Annotated in this window: 18 protein-coding genes; 9 read left to right on the plus strand and 9 right to left on the minus strand. The window is 71.4% G+C overall.

What is annotated here, in order from left to right:
• Positions 1-11: 11 nt before the first annotated feature.
• The 5 genes from ACZ4Z3_RS13785 to ACZ4Z3_RS13805 all read left to right on the plus strand — a co-directional run bounded on the left by ACZ4Z3_RS13785 (position 12) and on the right by ACZ4Z3_RS13805 (position 5,571).
• Positions 12-929: an SDR family NAD(P)-dependent oxidoreductase gene (locus ACZ4Z3_RS13785; RefSeq protein ID WP_468501144.1), complete on the plus strand. Its 918-nt coding sequence runs from the start codon at positions 12-14 to the stop codon at positions 927-929.
• A 20-nt stretch (positions 930-949) separates the two neighbouring features.
• Positions 950-1,828: an amidohydrolase family protein gene (locus tag ACZ4Z3_RS13790; RefSeq protein WP_468501436.1), complete on the plus strand. Its 879-nt coding sequence runs from the start codon at positions 950-952 to the stop codon at positions 1,826-1,828.
• Between the two features lie 50 nt (positions 1,829-1,878).
• The gene (gene menE, locus ACZ4Z3_RS13795; protein ID WP_468501145.1) at positions 1,879-3,381 is read left to right on the plus strand and encodes an o-succinylbenzoate--CoA ligase; all 1,503 of its coding nucleotides are present in this window, start codon (positions 1,879-1,881) and stop codon (positions 3,379-3,381) included.
• A 32-nt stretch (positions 3,382-3,413) separates the two neighbouring features.
• Positions 3,414-3,869, plus strand: a complete 456-nt coding sequence (locus ACZ4Z3_RS13800; RefSeq protein WP_468501146.1) for a MaoC family dehydratase — start codon at positions 3,414-3,416, stop codon at positions 3,867-3,869.
• Between the two features lie 457 nt (positions 3,870-4,326).
• The gene (locus ACZ4Z3_RS13805) at positions 4,327-5,571 is read left to right on the plus strand and encodes a helix-turn-helix domain-containing protein (protein ID WP_468501147.1); all 1,245 of its coding nucleotides are present in this window, start codon (positions 4,327-4,329) and stop codon (positions 5,569-5,571) included.
• A gap of 18 nt (positions 5,572-5,589) precedes the next feature.
• On the opposite strand, the gene ACZ4Z3_RS13810 is transcribed toward ACZ4Z3_RS13805, so the two are convergent.
• The 8 genes from ACZ4Z3_RS13810 to ACZ4Z3_RS13845 form a co-directional block, all read right to left on the minus strand.
• Positions 5,590-7,251 carry a PHP domain-containing protein gene (locus ACZ4Z3_RS13810; protein ID WP_468501148.1) on the minus strand — a complete coding sequence of 554 codons (1,662 nt, stop codon included), beginning with the start codon at positions 7,249-7,251 and terminating at the stop codon, positions 5,590-5,592.
• A 27-nt stretch (positions 7,252-7,278) separates the two neighbouring features.
• The gene (locus ACZ4Z3_RS13815) at positions 7,279-9,135 is read right to left on the minus strand and encodes a LamG-like jellyroll fold domain-containing protein (protein ID WP_468501149.1); all 1,857 of its coding nucleotides are present in this window, start codon (positions 9,133-9,135) and stop codon (positions 7,279-7,281) included.
• 69 nt (positions 9,136-9,204) lie between these two features.
• Entirely contained in the window at positions 9,205-12,186 is a 2,982-nt protein-coding gene (locus ACZ4Z3_RS13820; RefSeq protein ID WP_468501150.1) for a glycoside hydrolase family 2 TIM barrel-domain containing protein, read from the minus strand.
• Positions 12,187-12,262: 76 nt separating this feature from the next.
• A complete protein-coding gene (locus tag ACZ4Z3_RS13825) occupies positions 12,263-13,216 on the minus strand; it encodes an alkaline phosphatase family protein (protein WP_468501151.1) in 954 nt (317 codons plus the stop codon).
• A gap of 27 nt (positions 13,217-13,243) precedes the next feature.
• Entirely contained in the window at positions 13,244-14,113 is an 870-nt protein-coding gene (locus tag ACZ4Z3_RS13830; RefSeq protein WP_107461707.1) for a carbohydrate ABC transporter permease, read from the minus strand.
• Positions 14,110-14,994, minus strand: coding sequence for a carbohydrate ABC transporter permease (locus tag ACZ4Z3_RS13835; RefSeq protein ID WP_468501437.1), 885 nt, complete (start codon positions 14,992-14,994; stop codon positions 14,110-14,112). Before ACZ4Z3_RS13835 ends, ACZ4Z3_RS13830 begins: the two co-directional genes overlap by 4 nt.
• 124 nt (positions 14,995-15,118) lie before the next feature.
• Positions 15,119-16,399 (minus strand): ABC transporter substrate-binding protein, encoded by a 1,281-nt coding sequence (locus ACZ4Z3_RS13840; protein WP_468501152.1) that lies wholly within the window; start codon positions 16,397-16,399, stop codon positions 15,119-15,121.
• Between the two features lie 55 nt (positions 16,400-16,454).
• Positions 16,455-17,474: a carbohydrate kinase family protein gene (locus ACZ4Z3_RS13845; protein WP_468501153.1), complete on the minus strand. Its 1,020-nt coding sequence runs from the start codon at positions 17,472-17,474 to the stop codon at positions 16,455-16,457.
• A gap of 127 nt (positions 17,475-17,601) precedes the next feature.
• Here ACZ4Z3_RS13845 and ACZ4Z3_RS13850 point away from each other — a divergent pair, with 127 nt between their 5' ends.
• The 4 genes from ACZ4Z3_RS13850 (at position 17,602) to ACZ4Z3_RS13865 (ending at position 24,756) form a co-directional block, all read left to right on the plus strand.
• Positions 17,602-18,351 (plus strand): DeoR/GlpR family DNA-binding transcription regulator, encoded by a 750-nt coding sequence (locus ACZ4Z3_RS13850; protein ID WP_055522116.1) that lies wholly within the window; start codon positions 17,602-17,604, stop codon positions 18,349-18,351.
• Positions 18,352-18,633: 282 nt separating this feature from the next.
• Positions 18,634-19,971 carry a 6-phospho-beta-glucosidase gene (locus ACZ4Z3_RS13855; protein WP_468501154.1) on the plus strand — a complete coding sequence of 446 codons (1,338 nt, stop codon included), beginning with the start codon at positions 18,634-18,636 and terminating at the stop codon, positions 19,969-19,971.
• A 173-nt stretch (positions 19,972-20,144) separates the two neighbouring features.
• A complete protein-coding gene (locus ACZ4Z3_RS13860) occupies positions 20,145-23,192 on the plus strand; it encodes an alpha-mannosidase (RefSeq protein WP_468501155.1) in 3,048 nt (1,015 codons plus the stop codon).
• A 343-nt stretch (positions 23,193-23,535) separates the two neighbouring features.
• Positions 23,536-24,756, plus strand: coding sequence for a chymotrypsin family serine protease (locus ACZ4Z3_RS13865; RefSeq protein WP_468501156.1), 1,221 nt, complete (start codon positions 23,536-23,538; stop codon positions 24,754-24,756).
• A gap of 134 nt (positions 24,757-24,890) precedes the next feature.
• Here ACZ4Z3_RS13865 and ACZ4Z3_RS13870 read toward each other — a convergent pair whose 3' ends face one another.
• Complete coding sequence (locus ACZ4Z3_RS13870; RefSeq protein WP_468501157.1) at positions 24,891-26,207, minus strand: ATP-grasp domain-containing protein; 1,317 nt, start codon at positions 26,205-26,207, stop codon at positions 24,891-24,893.
• Between the last annotated feature and the right edge of the window lie 265 nt (positions 26,208-26,472).

The raw sequence follows: 26,472 nt of genomic DNA on the forward strand, positions 1-26,472 counted from the left end.
GGACCCCACTCGTGCCCAGCATCGATCTCACCGGCAAGGTCGCCGTCGTCACAGGCAGCGGCCGCGGCCTCGGACTCGCCTACGCCCAGGCACTCGCCGCCGCCGGTGCCTCCGTGGTCGTCAACGACATCGACGAGGCCGTGGCCGAAGCGGCCGTGAAGTCCATCACCGAGGCGGGCGGCACGGCCGTCGCCGAGGTCGTCCCGGTCGGCACCACCGAGGCCGCCGACCGGCTGGTGGGCCGCGCCGTGGAGGAGTTCGGGCGGCTCGACATCCTCGTCACCAACGCGGGCATCCTCCGCGACAAGGTGCTGTGGAAGATGTCCGACGACGACTTCGACGCCGTGATCACCACCCACCTCAAGGGCACCTTCACCTGCGCCCGCGCCGCCGCGATCCGGATGCGCGAGCAGGGCGAGGGGGGCTCCCTGATCCTCGTCGGCTCCCCGGCCGGACAGCGCGGCAACTTCGGGCAGACGAACTACGCCGCCGCCAAGGCCGGCATCGCCGCCTTCGCCCGCACCTGGGCGATGGAGCTGGGCCGCGCGAACATCACGGTCAACGCGATCATCCCGGTCGCCGCCACCGCGATGACCGAGACCATCCCGGTCTTCGCCCCGTACGTGGAGGCCCTGCGCGAGGGCAAGCCGTTCCCGGACTTCCTGCGCAAGGGCGAGGGCTTCGGCACCCCCGAGGACTGCGCCGCCCTGGTCCCGTTCCTCGCCTCCGAGGCCGCCCGCGGTGTCACCGGCCAGGCCATCGGCATCGGCGGCGACAAGGTGGCACTCTGGTCGCACCCGCAGGAGATCAAGGCGGCTTACGCGAACGGCGGCTGGACGCCCGAGGCGCTCGCCGACGTCTGGCCGACCTCGCTGGGCGCCGAGCCGCAGACCGTGGGCATCCCCGCTCCGAAGATCCCGGAGGCGTGATGAGCACCGCAGGTCCCGCCATGAACGTGGACGAGCTGGTCGCGATCGACGTCCACACCCACGCCGAGGTGTCGTCGAAGAAGGGCACGTCGTCGCTGGACGACGAGCTCCACGACGCCTCCTCCGCCTACTTCAAGGTCGAGGGCAAGCGCAAGCCCACCCTGGAGGAGACGGCCGCCTACTACCGCGAGCGGAAGATGGCCGCCGTGATCTTCACGGTGGACGCCGAGTCCGCGACCGGCACCGAGCCCGTCCCCAACGAGGAGGTCGCCGAGGCGGCCGCCGCCAACGCGGACGTGCTGATCCCCTTCGCCTCCATCGACCCCTTCCGCGGCAAGGCCGGTGTGAAGCAGGCCCGCCGGCTCGTCGAGGAGTACGGGGTGAAGGGCTTCAAGTTCCACCCCAGCGTCCAGGGCTTCTTCCCCAACGACCGCTCGGTGGCCTACGACCTGTACGAGGTCATCGAGGAGACCGGCACCATCGCCCTCTTCCACACCGGGCAGACGGGCATCGGAGCAGGCGTCCCCGGCGGGGGCGGCATCCGGCTGAAGTACTCCAACCCGTTGCACGTGGACGACGTCGCCGCCGACTTCCCCCATCTGAAGATCATCCTGGCCCATCCGTCCTTCCCCTGGCAGGACGAGGCGCTGGCGGTGGCCACGCACAAGCCGGGCGTCCACATCGACCTGTCCGGCTGGTCCCCGAAGTACTTCCCGCCGCAGCTGGTGCAGTACGCGAACACCCTGCTCAAGGACAAGGTCCTCTTCGGCTCCGACTACCCCGTCCTCACCCCCGACCGCTGGCTCGCCGACTTCGAGAAGCTGACGATCAAGGACGAGGTCAAGCCGAGGATCCTCAAGGAGAACGCCGCCCGGCTGCTCGGGCTGACGAAGCCATGACCACACCGTGAGGGACACCCCCATGTGCAACGACGGACAGGGGCACAGACATGCGCAATGAGGGACTGGGGTCGTGGCCCGCCCGGCGGGCCCGTAAGACCCCGCAGCGCACCGCGCTGATCCACGGCGACACCGGCATCACCTACGCGGAGCTGTACGAGCGCACCACGCGGCTCGCGCACGCCCTGCGCGCCTCCGGCGTCCGCCGCGGCGACCGCGTCGCCTACCTGGGGCCCAACCACCCCTCGTACCTGGAGACGCTGTTCGCCGCCGGCACCCTCGGCGCGGTGTTCGTCCCGCTCAACACCCGCCTCGCCGGACCCGAGATCGCCTACCAGCTCTCGGACTCCGGAGCCAAGGCCCTCGTGTACGCGCCCGGGTTCACCGGGCTCGTCGCGGGACTGCCGGGCGGCACCGACGTCCGTACGTACGTCGAGACCGGCGCCGAGTACGAGGCGCTGCTGGCCGGGGCGGAGACCGAGCCGATCGACCAGCCGGTCACCGCCGACGACACCTGCATCATCATGTACACCTCGGGGACGACCGGCCGCCCCAAGGGCGCCATGCTCACGCACGGCAACATCATCTGGAACGCCGTCAACGTCCTCGTCGACCAGGACGTCATCGCCGACGAACGCGCCCTGGTCTCCGCCCCGCTGTTCCACACCGCCGGGCTGAACATGCTGACCCTGCCGGTGCTTCTCAAGGGCGGCACCTGCGTCCTGGTCGAGTCCTTCGTGCCGGAGGACACCTTCGACCTGATCGAACGGCACCGGATCACCTTCATGTTCGGCGTGCCCACCATGTTCGACCAGGTGGCCCGGCACCCGCGCTGGGCCGACGCGGACCTGTCGTCGCTCAGGATGCTGTCCTGCGGCGGCTCCCCGGTGCCGACACCGCTCATCGCGAAGTTCCAGGAGCGGGGCCTGACCTTCCTCCAGGGCTACGGCATGACGGAGGCCGCGCCCGGCACGCTCTTCCTCGACGCGGAGCACGCCGTGAGCAAGGCCGGTTCCGCGGGCGTCCCGCACTTCTTCAGCGATGTGCGGGTCGTACGGCCGGACATGACACCGGTCGACGTGGACGAGCCCGGCGAGGTCGTCGTGCGGGGCCCGCACGTCATGCCCGGGTACTGGGGCCTGCCGGAGGAGACGGCCGCCGTCTTCGCCGACGGCTGGTTCCGCAGCGGCGACGCCGCCCGCGTCGACGAGGACGGGTACGTCTTCATCGTCGACCGCATCAAGGACATGATCATCTCCGGGGGCGAGAACATCTACCCCGCCGAGATCGAGGACCAGCTCCTCGCCCACCCCGACATCGTCGAGTGCGCGGTCATCGGCGTACCCGACGACAAGTGGGGCGAGGTGCCGCGCGCGGTGGTCGTCCCGCGTGAGGGCGCCGCCCTCGACCCCGACGAGGTGCTGGCCTCCCTGGCCGGACGGCTCGCCAAGTACAAGATCCCCAAGTCTGTCGTGATCGCCGAGGAGCTGCCGCGCACCGCCTCCGGCAAGTTGCTGAAGGCCCGGGTGCGCAAGCGCTACGGCACCAGCTGACCTACCGTCAAATCCTTTCGAAAGCAGGGAACATGAGCATCACCGTGAACGGCATCGACGAGCTCAAGAAGCTCGCGGGCAGCGACCTCGGCACCTCCGAGTGGATCGAGGTCACCCAGGAGCGCATCAACACCTTCGCCGACGCGACCGGGGACCACCAGTGGATCCACGTCGACCCGGAGAAGGCCGCCGAGGGCCCCTTCGGCGCCCCCATCGCGCACGGCTATCTGACCCTGTCGCTGTTCATCCCGCTGTTCACCGAGCTGCTGGACGTCGAGGGTGTGTCGACGAAGGTCAACTACGGCCTGAACAAGGTCCGTTTCCCCTCTCCGGTGAAGGTCGGCTCCAAGATCCGCCTCGTCGGCAAGCTGGCCTCGGTGGAGGACGTCCCGGGGGGCGTGCAGATCACCGTCGACGGCACCATCGAGATCGAGGGCGCCCCCAAGCCGGCGGCCGTGCTGCAGAGCCTGTCGCGGTTCTACGCCTGACGAAGCGCCCCGGACCGGGGCTCCCCGGCTACGCCACAGGGCGGAGCACTCCCCCATGGGTGCTCCGCCCTACGGTGTGAATTCAGCCACTGACATCTCCTGGTGGCGCAGGGTTGTCCGTTCTCCGACGACCCGAGGCTGGCAATCGCCGACAGGGCGCGACAAGGGTTTCCGCGCAGCTGGGACGCTGGGACGGCCGTCACGCGACCGGCCTGCGGCGTTCTCCGAAGGCTGGGACGGCGCTGGGACGGGGACCATAAACGGATCCCGGTCGTCCGCCCGGAAGTGGCTGGAGTTTGCCGGGTTCCGGTCGTCTCTTTCTGGCACAGTGTGCTCGGGCGCGGGGATCGGGGGATCCAGGGGGGCGCCTCTCATCCATGAACACACCGCGCCGCCGTCCGACCACGTGCGGCGCCGCCGTCACGCGCGGCAGCAAGGGGAAAGAGGGGGGACGCCCGTGTCCGAGTGCACGGAGTCCGAGCGGTTCGCCGCATGTCTGCGCTCGCTCAAGGAGCGCTCGGGACTCAGTTACGCGGCCCTCGCCGCGAAGGCCGGAACCAGTGGGTCCAGCGTGCACCGCTACTGCCTGGGCGGATCGGTACCGCAGGACTACGGCACCGTCCACCGACTGGCCGTGGCCTGCGGGGCCACCCCGGAGGAACTGCGGACGCTGCACCGCCTGTGGGCCCTGGCGGACGCCGCCCGGGAACCGGAGCCGACGCCGCCGGCGGCGGAGCCGGAGAACGCTGGGCCGGAGCCGAGGCCCGCCGAGTCGGAACCGCTCGCCCCTGTGCCGGAACCGAAGGCCGCGCGGCAGGCGCCGCAAGCCGCCCGGCCGGCCTCGGAATCCTCGCGGCCTGAGCGGGAGACGGAGCCTGAGCCCGATGGGGAGCCGGAGGCCGGCCGACAGGGTCCGGGCTTCGGGGTGTCCGAGGCGCCGCACGGGACGGTGGACGCATCCGTGGCCGCATCGGGGACCGGGGCCGTGCGGTCCGGTCGGCGGCGCGGACGCGTCGCCCTGGCCGTCGGCCTGGTGGTGCTGTGCCTCGGCGGAATGGTTTGGGCCCTGCCGTCGCTGGGCTCGGCCGAGGACGGCGACGGCCCGGACAAGAGCACCGCCGTACCGGGGAAGAAGGACAGCCGTACCCTGTTCACCCCCGCCTGCCGGGAAGTGGTGGCCATGGGCCAGCACGACACCTGCGTCCGCGAGGTGCAGCGCCTCCTGGAGGACAAGGGCGCGGTCATCGGGGTGGACGGCGACTTCGGCCCGCAGACCCTGCGCCGGGTGACGGCCTTCCAGGTGATCGCCGGGATCGAACCGCCCAACGGCGTGGTCGGCGACACCACCAAGCGGGCGCTGTACACGTCCGAGGCGCGTATGAACACCTGGACACCGGACAAGGTGCGCAAGCGCATCCGCGAGGTGTTCACCGAGGAACCGGACCGCGCGGTCGCGATCGCCGACTGCCAGTCGTTCCTCGACCCGCTGCACATCCTCCCGAACACCAACGGCACCCGGAACTGGGGCCTGTTCCAGATCTCCGACGCCCGGCTGAGGGACCTGAAGGGCACCCCGCGCCAGGCACTCGACCCGGAGTGGAACATCCGCGCGGCCAAGCGGCTGTGGAGCGAGGACCGGGACTTCCACGACTGGCCCCACTGCGACCGGGCGTTCAGCCCGAGTCCGTCCCCGTCCCGGTAGAGACCGACGCACCGACGCTCACCGCACGTCCACGAAGACCGGGTTGGTGTAGAACCACGTGTCCAGCCACGGGTCGCCGTCGCCCGGGGCGTGCGGGATCGGGCCGTGCGGGTCGACGGAGGCACCCAGGTAGCCGGCGCCGTTGCGGTTGCCGTCGCTGCCCCGCAGCCGCAGGTAGAACGGCTCGTCGCCGACCGTGATCGGCACGCGCAGGGTGTAGGTGCCCTCGCGGCCGCTGACGTCCTCGGTGTGCACGACGCGGGTGTCCGGCGCCCGCCAGGAGTCCCGGTCGGTCACCGGGCCCCGGACCGTGCCCCGGATGACGTCGACATGGGCCAACACCGGCAGGATCCCCCTCGGGTTGCGGCGGGAGGCCGTGGTCACGGTCACCGTCAGGGTGAGCTTCTCGCCCTTGCGGGCGTGGAGCCGGCCGCCGAGCGTGACGCCCCGGCCCGGTGCGCGGTCCCGCTTCACCCGGACCTCCAGGCCGTCCAGCAGATGGCCGTGGTCCAGCCAGACACGGCCCGCCCGCAGGCCCGCCATCACGGCACGGTAGCCGTACCGGGTGACACCCACGTGGGTGCGGCTGAACTGGCCGGGCCAGAAGTCGCTGCCGGGCTGCGGGGTGTCCGTGTTCACCGGGTCGGGCAGCTTGCCGGTGGTGTCGAAGTTCTGCCCGGCGGGCCAGTCGCCGTTCTTCCAGGTGTCGAACACGATCCGGTGGGCGTCCGAGTTGGTGGTGATCGAGAACAGCCGGCCCTCGGCGAGCAGGGAGTCCCACAGGCCGCCCACGGTCGCCGTCGACCAGTCGAAGCCGCCGTACGTGAGGTACGCCTCGGCCGGGTAGCCGGGCCAGGACTGCGCGGACGGCTTGTTCTCGTACTCGCCCCGTATGGAGTTCGCGCCCCGCCAGCCGGGAATGGCGGCGCCCTGGGCGCCGGGGGCGCCCTCCATGCCGATCATGATGTCGGGGGCCGCGTCCCGCCAGGCGCGCAGCTCGTGCGGGGAGTCGATGCCGAGCCGCAGCGGGTGGTTGGCGAGGACCAGGACGTCGTCGACATACCCCGAACGACGCTGCTCGGCGAGCCACTTGACGGCCTTGACGGCGTGCGCCTCGTTGCGGGCGGTGTCCGCGCCGCCCACGGAACCGTCGGTGTAGCCGAGCAGCTTGCCGTCGTACGCCCGCTCGAAGCGGGTGAGCAGGTCCACCTCGTGGGGGCCGGGCGTGGTGAAGACCGTGCAGTGCTCGGCGGCCGGGATGTACCACTCCAGGCCCTGGAAGATCAGCTGACGCGGGTTCTCCGCGCGGGCCCGGAGGATCTCCCGGTGCTCCAGCGAGGCCCCGAAGTCGGCGTGCCCGAAGTTGGAGTGCTCCGTGAACACCATCCAGTCGAGGCCGTACTTCGCGCCCGCCGCGGCCAGTTGGGAGAACGTGTACTTGGCGTCGTGGCTGTACACGGAGTGGATGTGGTGGTCGCCGACGAGATAGGCGAGGCGGGGGTCGTCGCCGCCGTGGCGCCCGGAGGCGGCGACCGCGGGTGTGGCCAGGGAGCCCAGCGCGAAGGCCGCGCCGAACAGGCCCGAGGCGCGCAGGAGGCCGCGGCGCGACAGGCCCTGCGCGTCGAGATCGGCGGGGGAGACGGACGGATCGGCCCAGACGGGCAGTTGCTGCTCGGACATGGTCGTGCGAAACCCTTCCGGGGATGGTCAGTGGTTCATGAACGAGGTGACGGGCAGCGCCCGTCCGACGACGCGGACGTCACCGAGCCGTCCGTGCAGGATCTGGTCGATCTTCCCCGCGTACTCGTAGCCGCCGAGGATCCACGGCAGTCCGACGGAGGTGAGGCCGACGGCCGCCGCCCTGGGGTTGCGGACGACCGGGCAGCCCTGGACGTACAGGGTGGTGCGCCGGCCGTCGTTGACGACCGCGAGGTGCCACCACGTCTCCAGGGGGGTCTCCTGGCCCCAGTTGGTGGCGATGCCCTGCTGGTTGAGCGGGCGTACCGCCCACTGCGGTTCGCGGTCGTTGGACAGCGACAGCGTGGCGAGCGGCTCGTCGGGGTCGTCCTGGGTCTTGCCCGCGGCGCCGCCCGTGCCGGTGCGGCCGAGGATGCCGCCCCACGCGTGGCGCGCCGGGTCCCAGTCGGCGGGCAGCCGGTAGAACGCCTCGATGGTGTAACCGTCCTCGAACGTCGCCGAGTTGAGGGGCGCCCCGTCGACCGTCCGCAGATAGGCACCCTTCAGCGGCGGCTTCCCGCCGTGGAACTCCAGGCTGCCGTGGCCCGGCTGGTCCGGGTGGTGGTCGGCGGAGTAGGTGAGGGTGCCGCCGCCGACGGTGACCAGGGTGAGGTCGTTGCCGTGCCCGGAGCGGTCGCGCACGATCCCGTCGACCCCCGCCCCGTCCTCCTGGCCGTCGAACCGCCAGTACGCGAGGGTGCCCCGCACCAGCATCCGCGACGCGGGCCGTGCGGGGCGCGCGGGCACCGGGGCGAAGCCCGCGAACCGCTTCTCGAAGTCGATGTCGACGGTGAACCGGTCGGCGTCGCCGGAGAGTTCGCTCTCCTGCCGCTCCAGCTCGTTGAGGCCCTTCGCCGCCCGGCCGAGGATCCACGGGGAGACCGTCTCCACGTCGATGGTGTTCCGGTCGAGGTCGAAGCGGTAGAGGCGGATCATCGCGGCGCCGCCGAAGTACCGGTTCTGGTAGTTCGTGAGGTGCAGATGGACGTCGTTGCCCGCAGCGTTCTTCCGGACCGCGCGGGCCGCCGGCCAGTAGTGCCCGTTGAGGGTGAGGAAGATCTGGTCGTGGTCCGCGATCAGCCGGTCCCACAGCCGCTGTCCGTACGGGGAGAGGGAGTCGTCCCCGTCGACCAGCTCGTGCGTGGTGAGCACGACGGGTGTCCTCGGGTGCTTCGCCAGGACCTGCTCGGCCCACGCGTAGCCCTTCGCCGACAGCCGCCAGTCCAGGGCGAGCACCATCCACTGCCGGCCGCCGGCCTCGAAGAGGTGGAAGGAGTTGTAGCCGTCCGGTGACGCGCCGCCGAACGTCCCCCGGCCCTTGAACCGGTCGGGGCCGAACACGTCCAGGTAGGGGGTCGGGCCGCGCTGGTCGTCGGTGGACGAGCGGACGTCGTGGTTGCCCGCGAGGACGCTGTAGCCGACGCCCTTCCGGTCGAGCAGCCGGAACGCCTCGCCGATCGCCGCGCACTCCTGCTTCGCGCCGTTCTGGGTGAGGTCACCCAGATGGGACAGGAAGACGATGTTCTCCTCCCGCCCGTGCTCCAGCAGATACCGCAGGGACGCCTCCACGGGCGCCTTGTCGATGCTCGGCCCGTCGAAGAGGTACTGCGTGTCCGGCATCACCGCCAGCGTGAACCGGCGGCCGTCGGGATCGGGCCGCCAACGCGCCGACGACGCGGGCGACTCGGCGGCGGCCGACGCGGTCCCGGCCGCCGGGACGGCCGCCGCCACCGCACCCATCAGCGCGGTCGCCCGCAGGAAGTTCCGTCTGCCGGCGCCGGCCTGCGGGGCCGCCTCGCCCTGGTCGCGCTCATGCGAAGTACACACCTGTGCTCCATGGGAAGTCCGTGAAGGTCCGAGAGAAAAGGCGAGGGGGGAAGGAGGTGGGGGGTGGGTTCAGAGCGCGCGCAGCGTCCACGACCAGCGGTGGACACCCGGCGGGACGAGATACGACGGCGAGGTGTCGGGCCCGCACGACGCCGTGCCGAGTCCCCGGTGCGCCGCGTCGATGTGCACCACACAGCCCGGCCGGGGCACCAGCTCGTCATGGTGCGCGACGGCGGCGAGATCCTCCGCGCGGTACCGGTTGACCGAGACCTGCCGGGGCCCGTCGAGCCGTACCGACAGCTCGTGCCCGGCCCCCGACAGCGTGAAGTGCCGTACGCCGTGCCGTCCTCCGCTCTCCTGCGGGCGCAGATACGGCGTGAACAGGTCGTCGACGGCGGCCGAGTGGTGCCCGACGGGAGCCCCGGCCGCACGGTCCGGGTAGCTCTCCCAGGGGCCCTGCCCGTACCAGGCGAGGCGGTCGAACCCTGCCGTGGTCTCGAACACCGTGCCGACGCGGGCGACGTCCGTCAGCTCCTCGGGCAGCACGGCGATCTCCTCGACCAGGATCCGCCCGTCGACCAGCGCCGTGAACGTCTGCTCGTGCTCGACGGCCCCGGCACCCGTCAGCAGGCGCGACCGCACCCGCACCAGGGGGCCCTCGCGCTCCACGGACACCGTCTCGCGTGCCGCGCTGTCGAGGCCCCAGGCCCGCCAGCGCTCGGCCATGCCGCCGAGGACGTCGTTGTCGGTGGGGGCCCGCCACAGGCTCAGCACCGGCGGGGTGGTGAGCAGCGGATGCAGCAGCAGCCCCGCGTCGTCCGTGCGCGGCGGGGGCACATGACCCTGGACGTCGTCGGCGCCGACCACCGGCTCGCCCTCGTCCGCCTCGTACCACCGCACCTGCGGGAAGCACACCTCGGTGCCGCGCGGCGCCCACGGTTCGTCGTCGGCCGTCGTCACCCGCAGCGTCAGCCAGATCTCACCGGCCCCGTGCCGCACCTCGGGCCGGTCGATGACGGCGGAACCGCCCGCGGGGACATCGGGCAGCTGGGCCGGGACCGTCCAGGTGCCGCCGTCGGCCGCGGCGAACTCCCACTCCGCCGCGAGCCATGAAAGGTCCCGGAAGTGCTGCTTGTTGTGGACCCGCAGCACCCGCCAGGTCCCCTCGCCCTCGACCGACAGCCGTACCGGGGCGGCGATCTCGCGGTGCTCGTACATCACCGGCTTCGGGGTCCGGTCGGGGAAGACCACCCCGTCGGCGATGAACGCGCCGTCGTGGAGGGTCTCGCCGAAGTCACCGCCGTACGCCCAGCGCAGTCCGGGGGCGGCGACACCGTTGTCATACAGCCCGGCGCCCCCGCGCCCGGCCGGTCTTCCGTCGTTCACACGTTGGAGGATGCCGTGGTCCCAGAACTCCCAGATGAACCCGCCCTGAAGACCCGGGGTCGCCTCGATGGCCGCCCACGTGTCGGCGAGCGTGCCGTTGCTGTTGCCCATGGCGTGCGAGTACTCGCACTGGATCAGCGGCCGGGTCTGCCCGCCGGAGAGCGCGTGCGCCACACAGTCCTCGATCGGCGCGTACATCGGGCAGGCGATGTCGGAGGCGTCGTCCGTGGCCCCCCAGTCCAGCTTCGCGGCGCCCTCGTACTGCACCGGCCGCGTCGGATCATGCCGCCGCAGCCAGCCCGCCGCCGCGTCGTGGTTGGCGCCGTAGTCGGACTCGTTGCCCAGCGACCAGACGATCACCGAGGGGTGGTTCTTGTCCCGCAGCACCATCCGGGAGACCCGGTCCACGAACGCGTTCACATAGCGCGGGTCGTCGGCGATCTCATGGGCGTGGTCGTGCGACTCGATGTCCGCCTCGTCCACCACGTAGAAGCCGAGCTCGTCGGCGAGGTCGTACAGCGCCGGGTCGCTCGGATAGTGGGAGGTGCGGATCGCGTTGAAACCGAAGCGCTTCAGCGTGACCAGGTCGGCGCGCAGGTCGTCGTACGACACCGTCCGGCCCGTCAGCGGATGGAAGTCGTGGCGGTTCACGCCCCGGATGTAGACGCGCTCCCCGTTGACCAGCAGGTCCCGGCCGCGCACCTCGACGTCGCGGAAGCCGATCCGGTGGTGCGAGGTGTCCGCCACCGTGCCGTCGGCGCGGTGCAGCCGGACCGTGAGGTCGTACAGCTCGGGCGTCTCGGCGTTCCAGGTCCGCACCTCGGGGACGACCGTCTCCATCCGCGCCTCGCCGAGGAAGTCGGAGACCCGTTCGTCCTCGGTGTTGACCCGGTCGAACCCGGTGTCCTGGGCGAGCGCCAGGCCGTCCAGCTCGCCGCTGACGTACCACCCGGCGGGCAGCGCGCCCGTGCCCTCGGTGGTCCGCACCCGGCAGTCCACCCGCAGCGCGCCGTCGCGCCGGGCCCGCACGGTCACGTCCGCGAGATGCAGCGGGTCGGTGGCGTACAGCAGCACCGAGCGGGTGACGCCGCCGAGCCACCACTGGTCCTGGTCCTCGATGTGGGAGGCGTCGGACCACTTCACGACCGTGAGCCGCACCGTCGACGGGGATCCGGGGCGCAGGAGATCCGTCACGTCGAACTCGGCCGCCAGATGGGAGTCCTTGGACATGCCGACGGGCCGCCCGTCCACATGGACGAGCAGCACGCTCTCCGCCGCGCCGACCTGGAGGACGATCCGGCGGCCGGCCCAGTCGGCGGGTGTCTCGACCTGCCGTTCGTACACGCCCGTCGGGTTCGCGGCGGGGGAGTGCGGCGGGAACTCCGGCCACGGCATCCGGACGTTGGTGTACTGCGGGGGGTCCTCGGCCGCGTGGAGCGCCCAGGAACCGGGAAGTTCGGCCCAGGACCAGGTCGGGCCGGGCTCGTCGCCGGGCGACGGCAGCAGTTGGAACCGCCAGCGGCCGTCGAGCGACCGCGTCCGGGAGCGCCGGTCCACGGCGGACATGGGCAGCCGCCCCCAGGAGGTCACCTCGGGGGCGGCCCAGGGGCGCAGGGCGATCAGGGGATCGGTGGGCTGGGGCCCGGTGGTCGACGGATCGTTCATCGGCGGGCGGCCTCCGTACCGAGGCCGCCGGTGGCGTGGCCGGCCGGCGGGCGGGCGGGGGCGAGGAGTGCGTCGGTCATGATCGTTCCGGGTTCGGGGGCGATATGGGGTCCGGGGCCGGCCGGGGCAGGACGCGGCCCGCGAGGTTCCACTCCGGGTCGACGGGGATGCCGAGCCGGTCCAGGGCGGTGGGGGCTATGTCGACGAGCCGGGGTTCGTCGAGACGGGTGCCGCCGGGCATTCCGGGCTCGGCGAGGACGACGAACACCTCGCGCTCGGCATGGCTGTCGCCGCCGTGGCCGCCGCCGTCACGGTGCCCGTGGTCCGTGGTGACCAGCACCGCCCACCGCTCGTCCGCGCGGGCGGGGTCGCAGCGCCGGGCCTCGATGGCGTCCAGCAGCCGCCCGAGGTGGGCGTCCTGGTCGAGGAGGGCCTGGTCGTAGGCGGGGGAGAGGGGGCCGGTGTCGTGGCCGGCCTCGTCGGTGGCGCCCAGATACACGAACAGGGCGTCCGGGTCCCTCTTGGTGAGCCAGCGCAGGGCGGTGCGGGCGACGAGGCGGTCCGCGGTCCCGTAGCCGCGGCGTTCGCCGTTGAAGCGCACCCGCCGGCCGATGCCGCGGCCGAGGGTGCCGCGGCGGATCAGGGTCGGCCAGGACACCGCGGCCGCCGTGCGCAGGCCCGGCCGCACGGAGGCGGCACGGGTGAGGAAGTCGGGGTAGCGGGCGTAGTCGGCGCCGACGAAGTCGTTGCCGGTCACCCCGTGCCGGTCGGGCCACACCCCGGTCATGATGCTCGACCAGCCCGGCCCCGAGTCCGTGTAGGCCATGCTCCTGGTCGGCCCGTGCCCGGCCTCGCCGTCCGCCTCGCCGTAGGGCAGCAGACTGCTGCCGTAGGCGCCGGCGGCCATCAGGCCGTGCAGTACGGGAGCCGTGGACGGCGACCGCATCAGCCGGTCGAAGCGCAGTCCGTCCATGCCCACCACGAGCACCTTGCCCCGCTCCGGTCGTCCCGCTCCGACGACATCCACCACGGCGCACCTCTCTCTCGACAGGGTGTGTCAGGTGCCTTGTACCGCACCTTCGGTGGCTCCCGCGATGAATCCGCGGGCGAAGACGGAGAACACGATCACCAGCGGGAGGGACGCCATGAGCACACCGGCCATGACCATGCTGTAGTCGGTGTTGTGGCCGACGTTGAGCTGGGCAAGCTCCACCTGGAGCGTCACGTGATCCGGGTTGGTGAGCACGATCAGCGGCCACACGTAGTCGTTCCAGGCGCCGACGAAGGCGTAGATGGCGAGGAACGACATCGCGGGCCTGATCATCGGCAGCGCGACGTTCCAGTACTGGCGGAAGAACCCGGCGCCGTCGATGCGCGCCGCGTCGAGCAGTTCGTCGGGCACCCCGTTCTCGATGTACTGGCGCAGCCAGAAGATGCCGAAGGCGTTGGACAGGGCGGGCCACACCAGTGCCTTGAGCATGCCGACCCAGCCGACCTCCGACATCAGGATGAACTGCGGGAGGACGGCCAGCTGGAGCGGCAGCATCATGAACACCAGCAGCGTGGCGAAGAGGATCCTGCGGCCGGGGAAGTCGAACTTGGCGAAGGCGAAGGCCGCGAGGGAGTCGACGAACAGCACCAGCACCGTGGTGACACACGCGACGACCACTGTGTTGAGCATCGACCCGAAGAAGTCGACCGTGTCGAGCACACCTCTGATGTTCTCCAGCAGGTGGGAGCCGAAGGTCAGCTTCGGGGGGCTCTTGTAGATGTCGCGGGTGGTGTTGGTCGCCATCACGATCGTCCACAGGAACGGGAAGACCGAGATCACGACGGCGAGGATCAGGAAGAGGTGGGCGGACAGGCCCTTGGGGCGACGTGGCCGCTTCGCGCCCGTGGCCGGCCGTGGCGTGACGGCTGTCGTCATGGCTTCCTCCCTCGTTGCACGATGCGCCAGTTGACGGCGACGAGCACGATGATCAGTACGAAGAAGGCCCACACGATGGCCGCGCCGTAGCCGTAGTCGTTGTCGAGGAAGGCCGACTGGTAGAAGTACAGCAGCGTGGTCAGGCCGGCCTGACCCGGCCCGCCGAGGTTCTGGTTGGCGGCGTTGCTGGCGAACAGGACCTGGGGTTCGCTGAAGCTCTGCAGACCGTTGATGGTCGAGATGACGACGGTGAACAGGATGATCGGCCGCATGATCGGAATGGTGATCTGGAAGAACGCGCGGACGGGGCCGGCGCCGTCCATCCTGGCCGCCTCGTAGACCGACTGCGGGATCGCCTGGAGGCCGGCCAGATAGATGATCATGTTGTAACCGGTCCACATCCAGGTCATCAGCAGCGCGATGACCACCTTGATCAGCCATGGATCGCTCAGCCACGGCACCGGATCGATGCCGACCATGCCCAGGATCGCGTTGACCAGACCGAAGTCGTTGCTGAACACCGCCCCGAAGAAGATCGCCACGGCGACGATCGAGGTGACGTTCGGGACGTAGAGGGCGATGCGGTAGAAGCCCTTGAAGCGGCGCACCGAGTGCAGCAGTGTCGCCAGGACCAGCGCGCCGAAGAGCGTGGGGACGGTCGACAGCACCCAGATGACCAGGGTGTTGCGGATGGACAGCCAGAAGACCGGGTCGTTCCAGAGGAACTCGAACTGCTGGAGTCCCACGAACTGCGCGGTGCCCAGGCCGTCGTAGCGCTGGAACGCCAGATACAGCGAGTAGAAGACGGGCCCGAAGGAGAACACCGTGAAGATCAGGTAGAAGGGCGAGATCGCCAGGTACTGCCGCCAGTACGACAGGATCCCGCGGCGTGCGGGCCGAGCGGCGCCCGCGGGCGGGGTGCGCCGCGGGCGGAAGCGGGCCGGGCCCGGCCCGCCGCGGTGCTCGCGCACCGCGGCGGGGCCGGTGACCGGAGGTGACGTCACCTCAGCTCACCCCCTGTCGCCGGGCGATCTGCTTGGCCTGGGAGACCGCGTCCTTCCAGGCGTCGTCGGGCTTCTTGCCCTTGGCCTCGATGCTGGTCAGCTCGGCCATGAAGGGCGCCATGACCGCGGAGTCGGCGGGCGCCTCGTAGCTGACGGGGATGGCCTCGGCGGCCGGGCCGAAGACCTCGATGATCTTCTGTCCACCGAAGAAGGCGTCGGGGCCCGTCATGGCGTCCATCGCGTACGTGGCCGGGGAGGCGGGGAAGATGGTGGCGTCGGCGAAGCTCTTGGCGTTGTTCTCCGGGCTGAGGATCCAGCTGATGATCTTGAACGCCTCTTCGGGGTTGCGGCACTGCTTGGGCAGGGTCAGATACGAGCCGCCCTGGTTGGCCGGCCCGCCCGGAGTCGCGCAGACCCGCCATTTGCCCTTGGTGCCCGGGGCCGCCGACTCGATGTCCAACGCGTGCCAGGCGGCGCCCACTTCGGTGGTCAGGGTCTTGCCGACGGCGGAGTTCCAGCTCTGGTCGTTGATCTTGGCGTCGAGGCCGAGCCGGTAGGCCCGGATCGCGGTGTCCCAGGCGGCACGGATGTGCTCCTGGTCGCCGATGAAGTGGTTGTCCTGGTCGATGAACCGCTTGGTGCCCTGGCCGACCGCGATGTTGAACACCGAGCCCATGTTGTTGATCAGGAAGGTGCCGGGCAGGGCCTTCTTCAGTTCGGTGCCGAGCGCGAAGTAGTCCTCCCAGGTCTTCGCCTCGGCGGCGACCTTGTCCGGCTCGCTGGGCAGCCCGGCCTTGTCGAACTGGTCCGCGCGGTAGAAGAGCGCGGTGGGGCCGATGTCGATCGGGAAGCCGATCTGCTTGCCGTCCTTGGTCTGGGCGAGCTTCGTCTTCCACTCCAGGTACTGCGACGAGAGCTTCTTGAAGCCCAGCTCGTTCAGGTCGAGGAAGCGGTCGGCGTTAGGCAGGAAGGACGCGATGTCCTCGCCCTTGATGCCGGTGATGTCGGGGACGGAGGAGCCGCCCGCCGCGAGGGTGGTGGTCAGCTTCTGCTTGAAGTCACCGCCTATGGAGGCGCTGGTGAGCTTTATCTGGCTCTTGAAGTGCGTCTTGGCCTCGGCGACCACCTTGTCGCTGAGGGCGCCGCCCCAGTACCACATGGTCAGGTTCTTGCCGTTCTTGGTACCGCCGGACTCCGAGCCGCCGCCACAGGCGACGGTCAGTCCGGAGGCTGCCGCGGTGAAGACGGCGGCCTGGAGGAAGCCTCTACGAGAAAGGTCCACGGGACACTCCTGTTTGTTCCTGTTCGTGGTACTGAGGGGCGTTTTTCCGGGGGGTTCAGGGCAGCCGTGCGGGTGGGGTGACCGGGGCGTGGCGCACCGGAGGTCCGGTGTCCGCGGGGATGCGGTCCGCGAGGAAGCCGTAGGTCTTCTTGAGGGCGGGGTCGGTCAGCGAGCGCCACCAGCGCTCGACGCCGTACCAGCCGGGGGCCGCGAGCGCCCCGCCGTGGTGCCGTACCGACAGGCCGGCGGCCAGGACGGCGAACCGCAGCCGTTCCTCCAGCGGCCAGCCGCCGAGGGAGGCCGCGACGAAACTCGCGCCGAACACGTCTCCGGCGCCCGTCGTGTCGAGGACGTCCACCTCGAGGGCGGGGGCCTCGGCGTACTCGCCGGTCGTCTGGTCGACGCCGACCGCGCCGGCCCCGCCGCGGGTGACGACCGCGACCGGCACCAGCTCGGAGAGCGTGCCGAGCGCGGCCACCGCGCTGTCGGTGCGGGTGTAGGCCATCGCCTCGGTCTCGTTGGGGAGGAAGGCGTGGCACAGGGCGAGTTGGTCGAGGAGTTCACGCGACCACTGCTGGGTGGGGTCCCAGCCGACGTCCGCGTAGATGTGTGTGCCGTTCGCGGCCGCCTTGGCGAGCCACTCGCGTGGCTCGGCCTCGATGTGCACGAGCGCGGTACGCGACTCGGGCGGGTCGCCCATCAGCGCGTCCTGCGAGTACGGCGGCTCCTGGCCGTGGGTGACGAGGGCCCGGTCGTGGCCCTGGGCCAGGGAGACGGTGACGGGGGTGTGCCAGCCGTCCGCGGTGCGCGAGAGCGAGAGGTCCACGCCCTCCTGACCGGCGAGGACCTCACGGCAGTACCCGCCGTAGTAGTCGTCGCCGAAGACCGTGGCCAGGGAGGTCCGCAGGCCGAAACGGGCGGTGGCCACCGCCAGGTTGGCGATGCCGCCGGGTCCGCAGCCCATGCCGTCGGTCCAGATCTCCTCGCCGGGAGTCGGCGGCCTTCCCAGCCCCGTGAGCACGAGGTCGTAGAAGAGCAGCCCGGTCAGCAGCACATCGGGCCGGTCGTCGTCCACGCGTGCACCTCTCGTCAGAACTCTTCAAATTCGATGCCGGGAATCGTGCGCTGATCCGAGAGATTGGTCAATACCCGAGCAGAAGTGAGCATGGAAATGATTGAGGATGACGAGTACTGTTCAGCGCGTGCTGGCAGAGAGACGACACCAACTCATCCTGCGGGCCCTGCGATCAGGCGGCCCCGCTGCCGTGACCGATCTGTCCGAACAGCTCGGCGTGAGCCCGGCCACCATCCGGCGAGACCTCGTCAAGCTGGAGGAGGAAGGGCTGCTCACCCGGGTGCACGGCGGGGCGGTCGTGGACGAGGGCGACCAGCCCTTCGCCGAGGTCGCCGAGGTCCGGGTGGCCGAGAAGGACGCGATAGCGGCGCGGGCCGCCTCCATGGTCCGCGACGGCCAGTCCGTCCTGCTCGACATCGGGACCACCGCCTACCGCCTGGCCCGGCAGCTGCACGGCCGCAGGCTCACCGTGATCACCAGCAACCTGGTGGTCTACGAGGAACTCGCGGACGACGAGGGCATCGAGCTGGTGCTGCTCGGCGGCATGGTCCGCCGGGAGTACCGCTCCCTCGTCGGCTTCCTCACCGAGGACAACCTCCGCCAACTGCACGCCGACTGGCTGTTCCTCGGCACCAGCGGGGTGCGGCCCGGCGGCCAGGTGATGGACACCACCGTTGTCGAGGTCCCGGTCAAGCGCGCCATGATCAAGGCGAGCGACAAGGTGGTCCTGCTCGCCGACTCCGCGAAGTTCCCCGGCACGGGGATGGCGCGGGTCTGCGGCCCCCGGGAACTCGACGTCGTGGTCACCAACACGCCCGTGGACGGGACGACCTGCTCCTCCTTCGAGGAGGCCGGGGTCGAGGTCGTGACCACATGAACCGCGCACCGGGCACGAACCGCGCCGCCGGAGGCATGATCCACCGCTCAGGCGGCATGCTCCCCCGGGGCGGCGGTGCGGTGCGGTGCGCGACGACGGCCCGGCCCGCGTCCGTCACCGCGGCCACGGCGGCACAGGGGCGCGGCGGGCTGACACGTGTCCCGGTGACCGGCACCCCCCACGCGCCACGGCGCGGGTCCTCCCCGCCGGGCGGCCCCGCGGCCGCACCGCGGGCCCCGCGCCTGCCCGCACACATGCACGATCGGCAAAGGTGGTAGTTGCGTGAAGCTGACGATTCTGGGCGGCGGAGGATTCCGTGTGCCCCTCGTGTACGGGGCGCTCCTCGGGGACCGCGCCGAGGGCCGGGTCACCCATGTCGTCCTGCACGACCTGGACCCCGAACGGCTCTCCGCCGTCACCCGCGTCCTCGCCGAGCAGGCCGCCGGCATCCCCGACGCCCCCGAGGTGACCGCCACCACCGACCTCGACGAGGCCCTCACCGGCGCCGACTTCATCTTCTCCGCGATCCGCGTCGGCGGCCTGGAGGGCCGGGCCCACGACGAACAGGTGGCCCTCCGCGAAGGCGTCCTCGGCCAGGAGACGGTCGGCGCCGGCGGCATCGCCTACGGGCTGCGGACCGTGCCCGTCGCCGTCGACATCGCCCGGCGTGTCGCCCGGCTCGCCCCCGACGCCTGGGTCATCAACTTCACCAACCCGGCCGGCCTGGTCACCGAGGCCATGTCCCGCCACCTCGGCGACCGCGTCATCGGCATCTGCGACTCCCCCGTCGGCCTCGGCCGCCGTATCGCCCGGGTCCTCGGGGCCGATCCCCGCGAGGCCTGGATCGACTACGTCGGCCTCAACCACCTCGGCTGGGTCCGCGGACTGCGCGTCGCCGGCCGCGACGAACTCCCGCGCCTCCTCGCCGACCGCGATCTGCTCGGCTCCTTCGAGGAGGGCAAACTCTTCGGCGTCGACTGGCTCCAGTCCCTGGGCGCCGTCCCCAACGAGTACCTGCACTACTACTACTTCAACCGCGAGGCGGTCCGCGCGTACCAGGCCGCCGAGAAGACCCGCGGCGCCTTCCTCAAGGACCAGCAGGCCCACTTCTACGAGGAGATGCGCCGCCCCGACGCCCACGCCCTCAAGGCCTGGGACCGCACACGCGCCGAGCGCGAGGCCACCTACATGGCGGAGAACCGCGAGACGGCGGGTGCCGGCGAACGCGACGCCGACGACCTCTCCGGAGGCTACGAGAAGGTCGCCCTCGCCCTGATGCGGGCCATCGCCCGCGACGAGCGCACCACCCTCATCCTCAACGTCCGCAACCGGGCCACCCTCTCCGTCCTCGACACCGAGGCGGTCATCGAGGTGCCCTGCCTGGTCGACGCCAACGGCGCCCACCCGGTCGCCGTCGCCCCGCTGCCCGACCACGCCACCGGCCTGGTCTGCGCGGTGAAGGCCGTCGAGCGCGAGGTCCTCGCCGCCGCCGAGTCGGGCTCCCGCACCACCGCGGTCAAGGCCTTCGCCCTGCATCCCCTGGTCGACTCGGTCAACGTCGCCCGACGCCTGGTGGAGGGGTATACGGCGGTGCACCCTGGCCTGGAGTACCTGAAGTAGGCTCCTCCGCGACGGGCACGGGAAAGCGCTTTCCCTCCCGTCGCCACCCCCACCCGACCCCGGCCCTCCCCGACTCCTCGACCGCTCCCCCCTTTACCCCCTTCGCCCCTTCGCCCCTTCTCCCGCTTCTCCCCGCTGCTGCCGCTGCTCGGCCCTCTTCCTGGAGACCTCTCATGCATGACGAACGCCGCCGGATCGAGGAACGCGTAGAGCGCGTCCACACCCAGCGCGTCAAGCCCGCGATCTACGCGGCCACCGTCCCCTTCACGGTCGAGGCCTGGCAGGCGCCGGGGGAGCCCGTCCCCTTCGAGGAGGCCGCGGCCGCCCCGTACACCCCGTTCGCGATGGACACGCCCTGGGGTCCGCCCTGGGGCACGACCTGGTTCCGGATGCACGGCCGGGTGCCCGCCGAGTGGGCCGGCCGCCGTGTGGAGGCCGTCATCGACCTCGGCTTCGTCGGCGACTGGCCCGGCAACCAGGCCGAGGCCCTCGTCCACCTCACCGACGGCACCCCGCTGAAGGCGGTCAATCCGCTCAACCAGTACGTCCCCGTCGGCAACCCGGTCCGCGGCGGCGAGGTGATCGACTACCTCGTCGAGGCGGCCTCCAACCCCGACATCCTCGCCGACAACTTCTCCAAGGTCACCCCGCTCGGTGACATCCTCACCGCCGGTGACAAGCCGCTCTACACCTTCCGGCGCGCCGACCTCGCCGTCCTCGACGAGGAGGTCTTCCACCTCGACCTGGACCTCCAGGTGCTGCGCGAACTCATGGTCCACCTCGGTGAGCACGAGCCCCGCCGCCACGAGATCCTGCACGCCCTGGACCGGGCCATGGACGCCGTCGACCTGGACGACGTCTCCGGCAGCGCCACCGCCGTCCGCGAGCTCCTCGCCCCCGTCCTCGCCCGGCCCGCCCACGCCAGCGCCCACACCATCTCCGGAGTCGGCCACGCCCACATCGACTCGGCCTGGCTGTGGCCCATCCGCGAGACCAAGCGCAAGACGTCCCGCACCTTCTCCAACGTCACCGCGCTGGCCGACGAGTACGAGGACTTCATCTTCGCCTGCTCCCAGGCCCAGCAGTACGAATGGGTGCGCGACAACTACCCGCAGGTGTGGGAGCGCATCAAGAAGGCCGTCGAGAAGGGCCAATGGGCGCCCGTCGGCGGCATGTGGGTGGAGTCCGACGGCAACCTGCCGGGCGGCGAGGCCGTGGCCCGGCAGTTCGTCCACGGCAAGCGGTTCTTCATCGAGAACTTCGGCATCGAGACCAAGGGCGTCTGGTTGCCGGACTCCTTCGGCTACAACGCCGCCTACCCGCAGCTCGCCAAGCTCGCCGGCAACGAGTGGTTCCTCACCCAGAAGATCTCCTGGAACCAGACCAACACGTTCCCCCACCACACCTTCTGGTGGGAGGGCATCGACGGCACCCGCATCTTCACCCACTTCCCGCCCGTCGACACCTACAACGCCCGCTTCAGCGGCGAGGAGATGGACCGCGCCGTCCGCAACTACCGGGAGAAGGGCGTCGGCACCCGCTCCCTCGCCCCCTTCGGCTGGGGCGACGGCGGTGGCGGCCCCACCCGCGAGATCATGGAGCGGGCCCGGCGCCTCGCCGATCTGGAGGGCTCCCCGAAGGTCGTCATCGAGCACCCCGACGAGTTCTTCGCCAAGGCCCGCGCCGAGTACGCGGACGCCCCCGTGTGGAACGGCGAGCTGTACCTCGAACTGCACCGCGCCACCTACACCTCGCAGGCCCGCACCAAGCAGGGCAACCGCCGCAGCGAGCACAAGCTCCGCGAGGCCGAACTGTGGGCCACCACGGCCGCGCTCCACGCGCCCGGCTACACCTACCCGTACGAGAAGCTCGACCGTCTGTGGAAGACGGTCCTCCTCCACCAGTTCCACGACATCCTGCCCGGCTCCTCGATCGCCTGGGTGCACCGTGAGGCCGAGGCGGAGTACGCGCGGGTCGCCGAGGAGCTGGAGGAGCTGACGGCGGAGGCGGTCACGGCGCTCGGCGCCGGGGACGCGCGGGTCTTCAACACCAGCCCGCGCGACCGGGCCGAGGTCATCCGCATCTCCGAGGGCACACCGGTGTACGTGGAGGTCCCCGCGAACGGCAGCGCGCCCCTGGCCCCCGCCGAGCCCCCGCACCCCGTCACCGTCGACGGCCTCACCCTCGACAACGGTCTGGTCCGGGTGGAGTTCGCCGAGGACGGCACCCTGGCCTCGGTCCGCGACCTGGTCGCCGACCGCGAGGTCCTCGGCGACAAGGGCAACCTGCTCCGCCTGCACACCGACCTCCCCAACTACTGGGACGCCTGGGACGTCGACAAGCACTACCGGAACCGCTACACCGACCTGCTGGACGCCGAGTCCGTCACGGTCGTCGAGGCCGACCCCCTCGTCGGCGCCGTCCGCGTCGAGCGGTCGTTCGGCAAGGGCTCCCGCATCACCCAGACGATCACCGTCCGGGCCGGCAGCCGCCGCATCGACTTCGAGACGGACATCGACTGGCACGAGGCCGAGAAGTTCCTCAAGGCGGGCTTCCCGATCGACGTCCGCGCCGCGCACTCCTCCGCCGAGATCCAGTTCGGCCACGTCCAGCGCCCCACCCACACCAACACCAGCTGGGAGGCGGCCCGTTTCGAGGTCTCCGGCCACCGCTGGGTGCACGTCGGCGAACCCGGCTACGGTGTCGCGGTCATCAACGACTCGACGTACGGCCACGACGTCTCGCGCACGGTCCGCGAGGACGGCGGCACGACCACCACGGTCCGCCTCAGCCTGGTCCGCGCCCCGCGCATCCCGGACCCCGAGGCCGACCAGGGCAAGCACCGGCTCACGTACGCGCTGCTGCCCGGCGCGACCATCGAGGACGCGGTCGCCGAGGGCTACGCCCTCAACCTGCCGCTGCGCCTCGCCGACGCGGCGGGCGCGCCCACGCCGGTGGTCTCCGTGGAGGGCGAGGGCGTGACGGTCGAGGCGGTCAAGCTCGCCGACGACGCCTCCGGCGACGTGGTGGTCCGCCTCTACGAGTCCGGCGGCGGCCGCGCCCGCGGCGTCCTGCGCACCGGCTTCCCGCTCGCCGGGGCGCACCTCACCGACCTGCTGGAGCGCCCCCTGTCGGAGGCGGCCACGGACGGCGACGGCGTCCCCGTGACACTGCGCCCGTTCGAGGTGCAGACCCTGCGCCTCGCGGTGGGCCGACGCTGACGGGACGGCCCGCCACGCCCTGAGCAGGCGGCGCTCCCGGGTCGTGGCGGGCGGGACAGCCCCGCCCGCCACGACCCGGGCCCGAGGCCCGCCGCGAAGCCCCACCGGATGCCCCAGCCGCAGCAACAGCGCCGCCGGCATGGCCTGTTGCCGGGGCGGGCCGACCCTGATCTCACTGTCGCCCCGCAGCACGTGCACCGTGCCCGGCACGAAGAAGCGCAACCGGTCCGGCATCCGTCGCCCGTCTCCTTCGCTCGCCCCGCGCGTTGATCCCGCATGGATCGGCTGCTGATCGCCGCCGCCTGGCGTCGGCAGCCCAACGCACTTCAGGGAAGGCGGACAGATGCGAAACAGGACGGCTCTGCTGGCCGCTGCCGTGGCCCTCTCGGTCACCGCGCTCGTCGGCACCACCCCGACCGGCGCCACCGCCCAGGGGCCCGAGAGGGAGATCGTGCCGATCTCGGACGTGGTGCCCGAGGCCGATCTCGCGAGAATGACCGAGCAGCGGCCCCTCGTGGAGGCGGCCGACACGATCCGATGGGCGCAGGAGCGCGGTGGGTACGCCGGTTTCACCGGCATCGGTCTGGAGGCGGGCCGGGTCGCCCTGTGGTGGAAGGGAGAGGTGCCCGCCAAGGTCCGGAAGGCGATCGAGGAGGCGCGTGAGACGGCACCCGTGCGGATCGTCGAGGCGAGGTACTCCCTGCGCGAGCTGAAGGCCGCCTCCGCGCGCCTGCAGACGGAACTGGCCGAGAACCCGTCCCAGGGCCACACCGTGAACATCCCCACCGACGGCGCCGGGCTCGTCCTGGCCACGGACGGAGCCGCCCCGGGATCCGGTCCTGGTTCCCGTTCCGGTTCCGGTTCCGGTTCCGGTTCAAAGCGGGCTGCCGCGGTGCGGGCGACCGTGTCCCGGGTGGCGGGGGTCCCCGTCCGTACGGTCGTCGAACCGCGCTCCCAGGAGGTCTCCCGGAACAACGACTGGTCCCCCCGGTGGGGCGGTGCGCGCATCCAGCGGCCCGGCGCCGGCTGCACCTCCGGCTTCGGCGTCACCGACGACACGGGAGCGCAGTACCTGCTCACCGCGGGGCACTGCGGCGACTTCGGCGACCCCTTCAGCAGCGGCGCGGGCACCTACATCGGCACCCCGTCCAAGATCAACAAGACGCACGACATCATGCTCATCCGGGCCGACGACGTCACGAACTCCATCTACACCGGCACCCCGGACGACAACGTGGGAGTCCGCGTCGACGGGTGGGACTGGGTCCACCCCGGCGAGTTCCTGTGCCAGTCCGGCTCCACCAGTGCCGGGGTCGTGGGCGGCGCGATCTGCAACATCAAGGTGCTGTTCTCCTACAACGACTCCGAGGACCTGGTCGAGGCCGAGCAGATGAACGGCCGGACCGCGGCCCGCCCCGGTGACAGCGGCGGCCCGATCTACTCGGGCTCCGCGAGCGGCGGGGCCATCGCCAAGGGCACGACGACCCGTGTCGCGGGCGCCCGCCTCGGCTTCCAGGACTTCGGCACCGCCTGGCGCGACTTCGGCATCTCGATCGCCTCCTGACCCCGTACGCGGCGACGCGCGGCGGTACGAAAGACCAGTACGGAAGGCCAGTACGGAAGGCCAGTACGGAAGACCGGAGGGCGGCTGTCGGTCAGGACAGCCGCCCTCCTTCGTCGTCCGAGCGGGTGCGGGTCCTACACCGCGAGGGGTCGGTCGGCGGCCGAGCAGGCGGTCGGCGACGAGGCGCGCGGGGGAGCGTCCGGCGGTGCCACGGCGAGCGACCGGGCCTCCACGGGCTCCACCGCGCCCACGGGCACCTCGACGACCATCGGCAGCCCCACGGCTCCCGGTACCTCGACGGCCCGGGGGATGTCCGCGACGGCCGGCACATCGGCCACCGCCGGCGCACCCGCGCCGTGCCCCACGCCCTGGTCCACGCCCACGCCCGTGTCGGCGGTCGCCGTGTCGTCGGCCTGCTGGGGCAGGGCCACCGGGCGCACCGGCCGTGGCCCCGACACCACGGTGTAGTCCTGTCCGAGCCGGGTCGGCAGCACGTCACCGGTCTCCTCGCCGAGCGCCAGCCGCACCGCGGCCCACGGCGCGTTGATCCCGCACAGCGCCAGCTGGTGCAGACCGCCCGCGGGACGCGTGTTCACGTCCATCAGCACCGGCCGGTCCCCCAGCATCCGGAACTGGATGTTGGTCAGGTGGTGCAGCTCGAACGACTCGGCGAGCCGCCGGGCCGGTTCGATCCAGGCGGGGTTGAGCGAGAAGCCCCGCCGCCGCCCGTTCTTCGTGCGGCCCACCGCCATCCGCACCCGCCCGTCGGTGCCGGTGAGGCAGTCGACGGACACCTCCGGCTGTTCGAGACGCGGCATCACGAGCCAGTCGACGGGTTCCCCGGCCTCCCGCAGCGCGGCGACCACCGTGTCGAGCGGCACGTACGGACCGGGGAAGCCGCTGAGGTGATCCAGCGAGAAGGGCGCGCGGGTCACCACGCGGAAGCCCACACCGCCCGCCCCGGACGCCGGCTTGAAGCACGCCCGGTGCCCGTCGGCCTCCAACTCCTCGACGGCGGCGACCAGTTCATCGGCGTCGGTCACCCGGAACCACGGCGGCACGGGTACCCCGTACGCCTGGACCGCCTCGTACGCGGTGATCTTGTCCTCGAAGACCTCGATCGACGCGGCGGGCGGCGCCAGCAGCGCCGTACCGAGGGCTGTGAACTCCTCGCGGTGCGCGGCGATGGCCGCCTGGTGCAGGCGCGGCACGAACACGTCGATACCGCGCTTGGCGCACTGGTCGAGCGCGTACTCGACGTACGCGGCGGGGGAGAGGCCCTCGGGCTCCAGATCGGCGGTGTCTGCGGCGGCCAGTACGGGGGAGTCGGCGTCACCGTGGGTGGCATGGATGTCCACCGGACGAGCGTGCGGATTATGCCGCAGCTGATCCATGAAGAAGACGTTCTCCGCGTACGTGCGGTTGAGCCAGACGCGTACGCGAGAGACCATGCAGGCCGCCTTTCTACGGTTCGCGGGCACGGCGGAGCAGGCCGTGCCCGGCCAGGGGGGATGGAGGTACGCCGAACCGCCGACGCGAACGACGGGCGTGACGGTGGTGTTGGGGCAGATCATAAGGCCACCGGGACCCATGTTTCTGTCACGCGCGTGTTAATCCTCGTGCGACGGGCGTGCCGCGGCGCGGGCAAGCGCTCAGCCAGTCACTCTTGTCCGTCGGTGCGCACTTGTGTTCTCGTGTTGCCATTCGGTGTCGCGG

It is taken from the genome of Streptomyces sp. NPDC030296 (assembly GCF_055572815.1).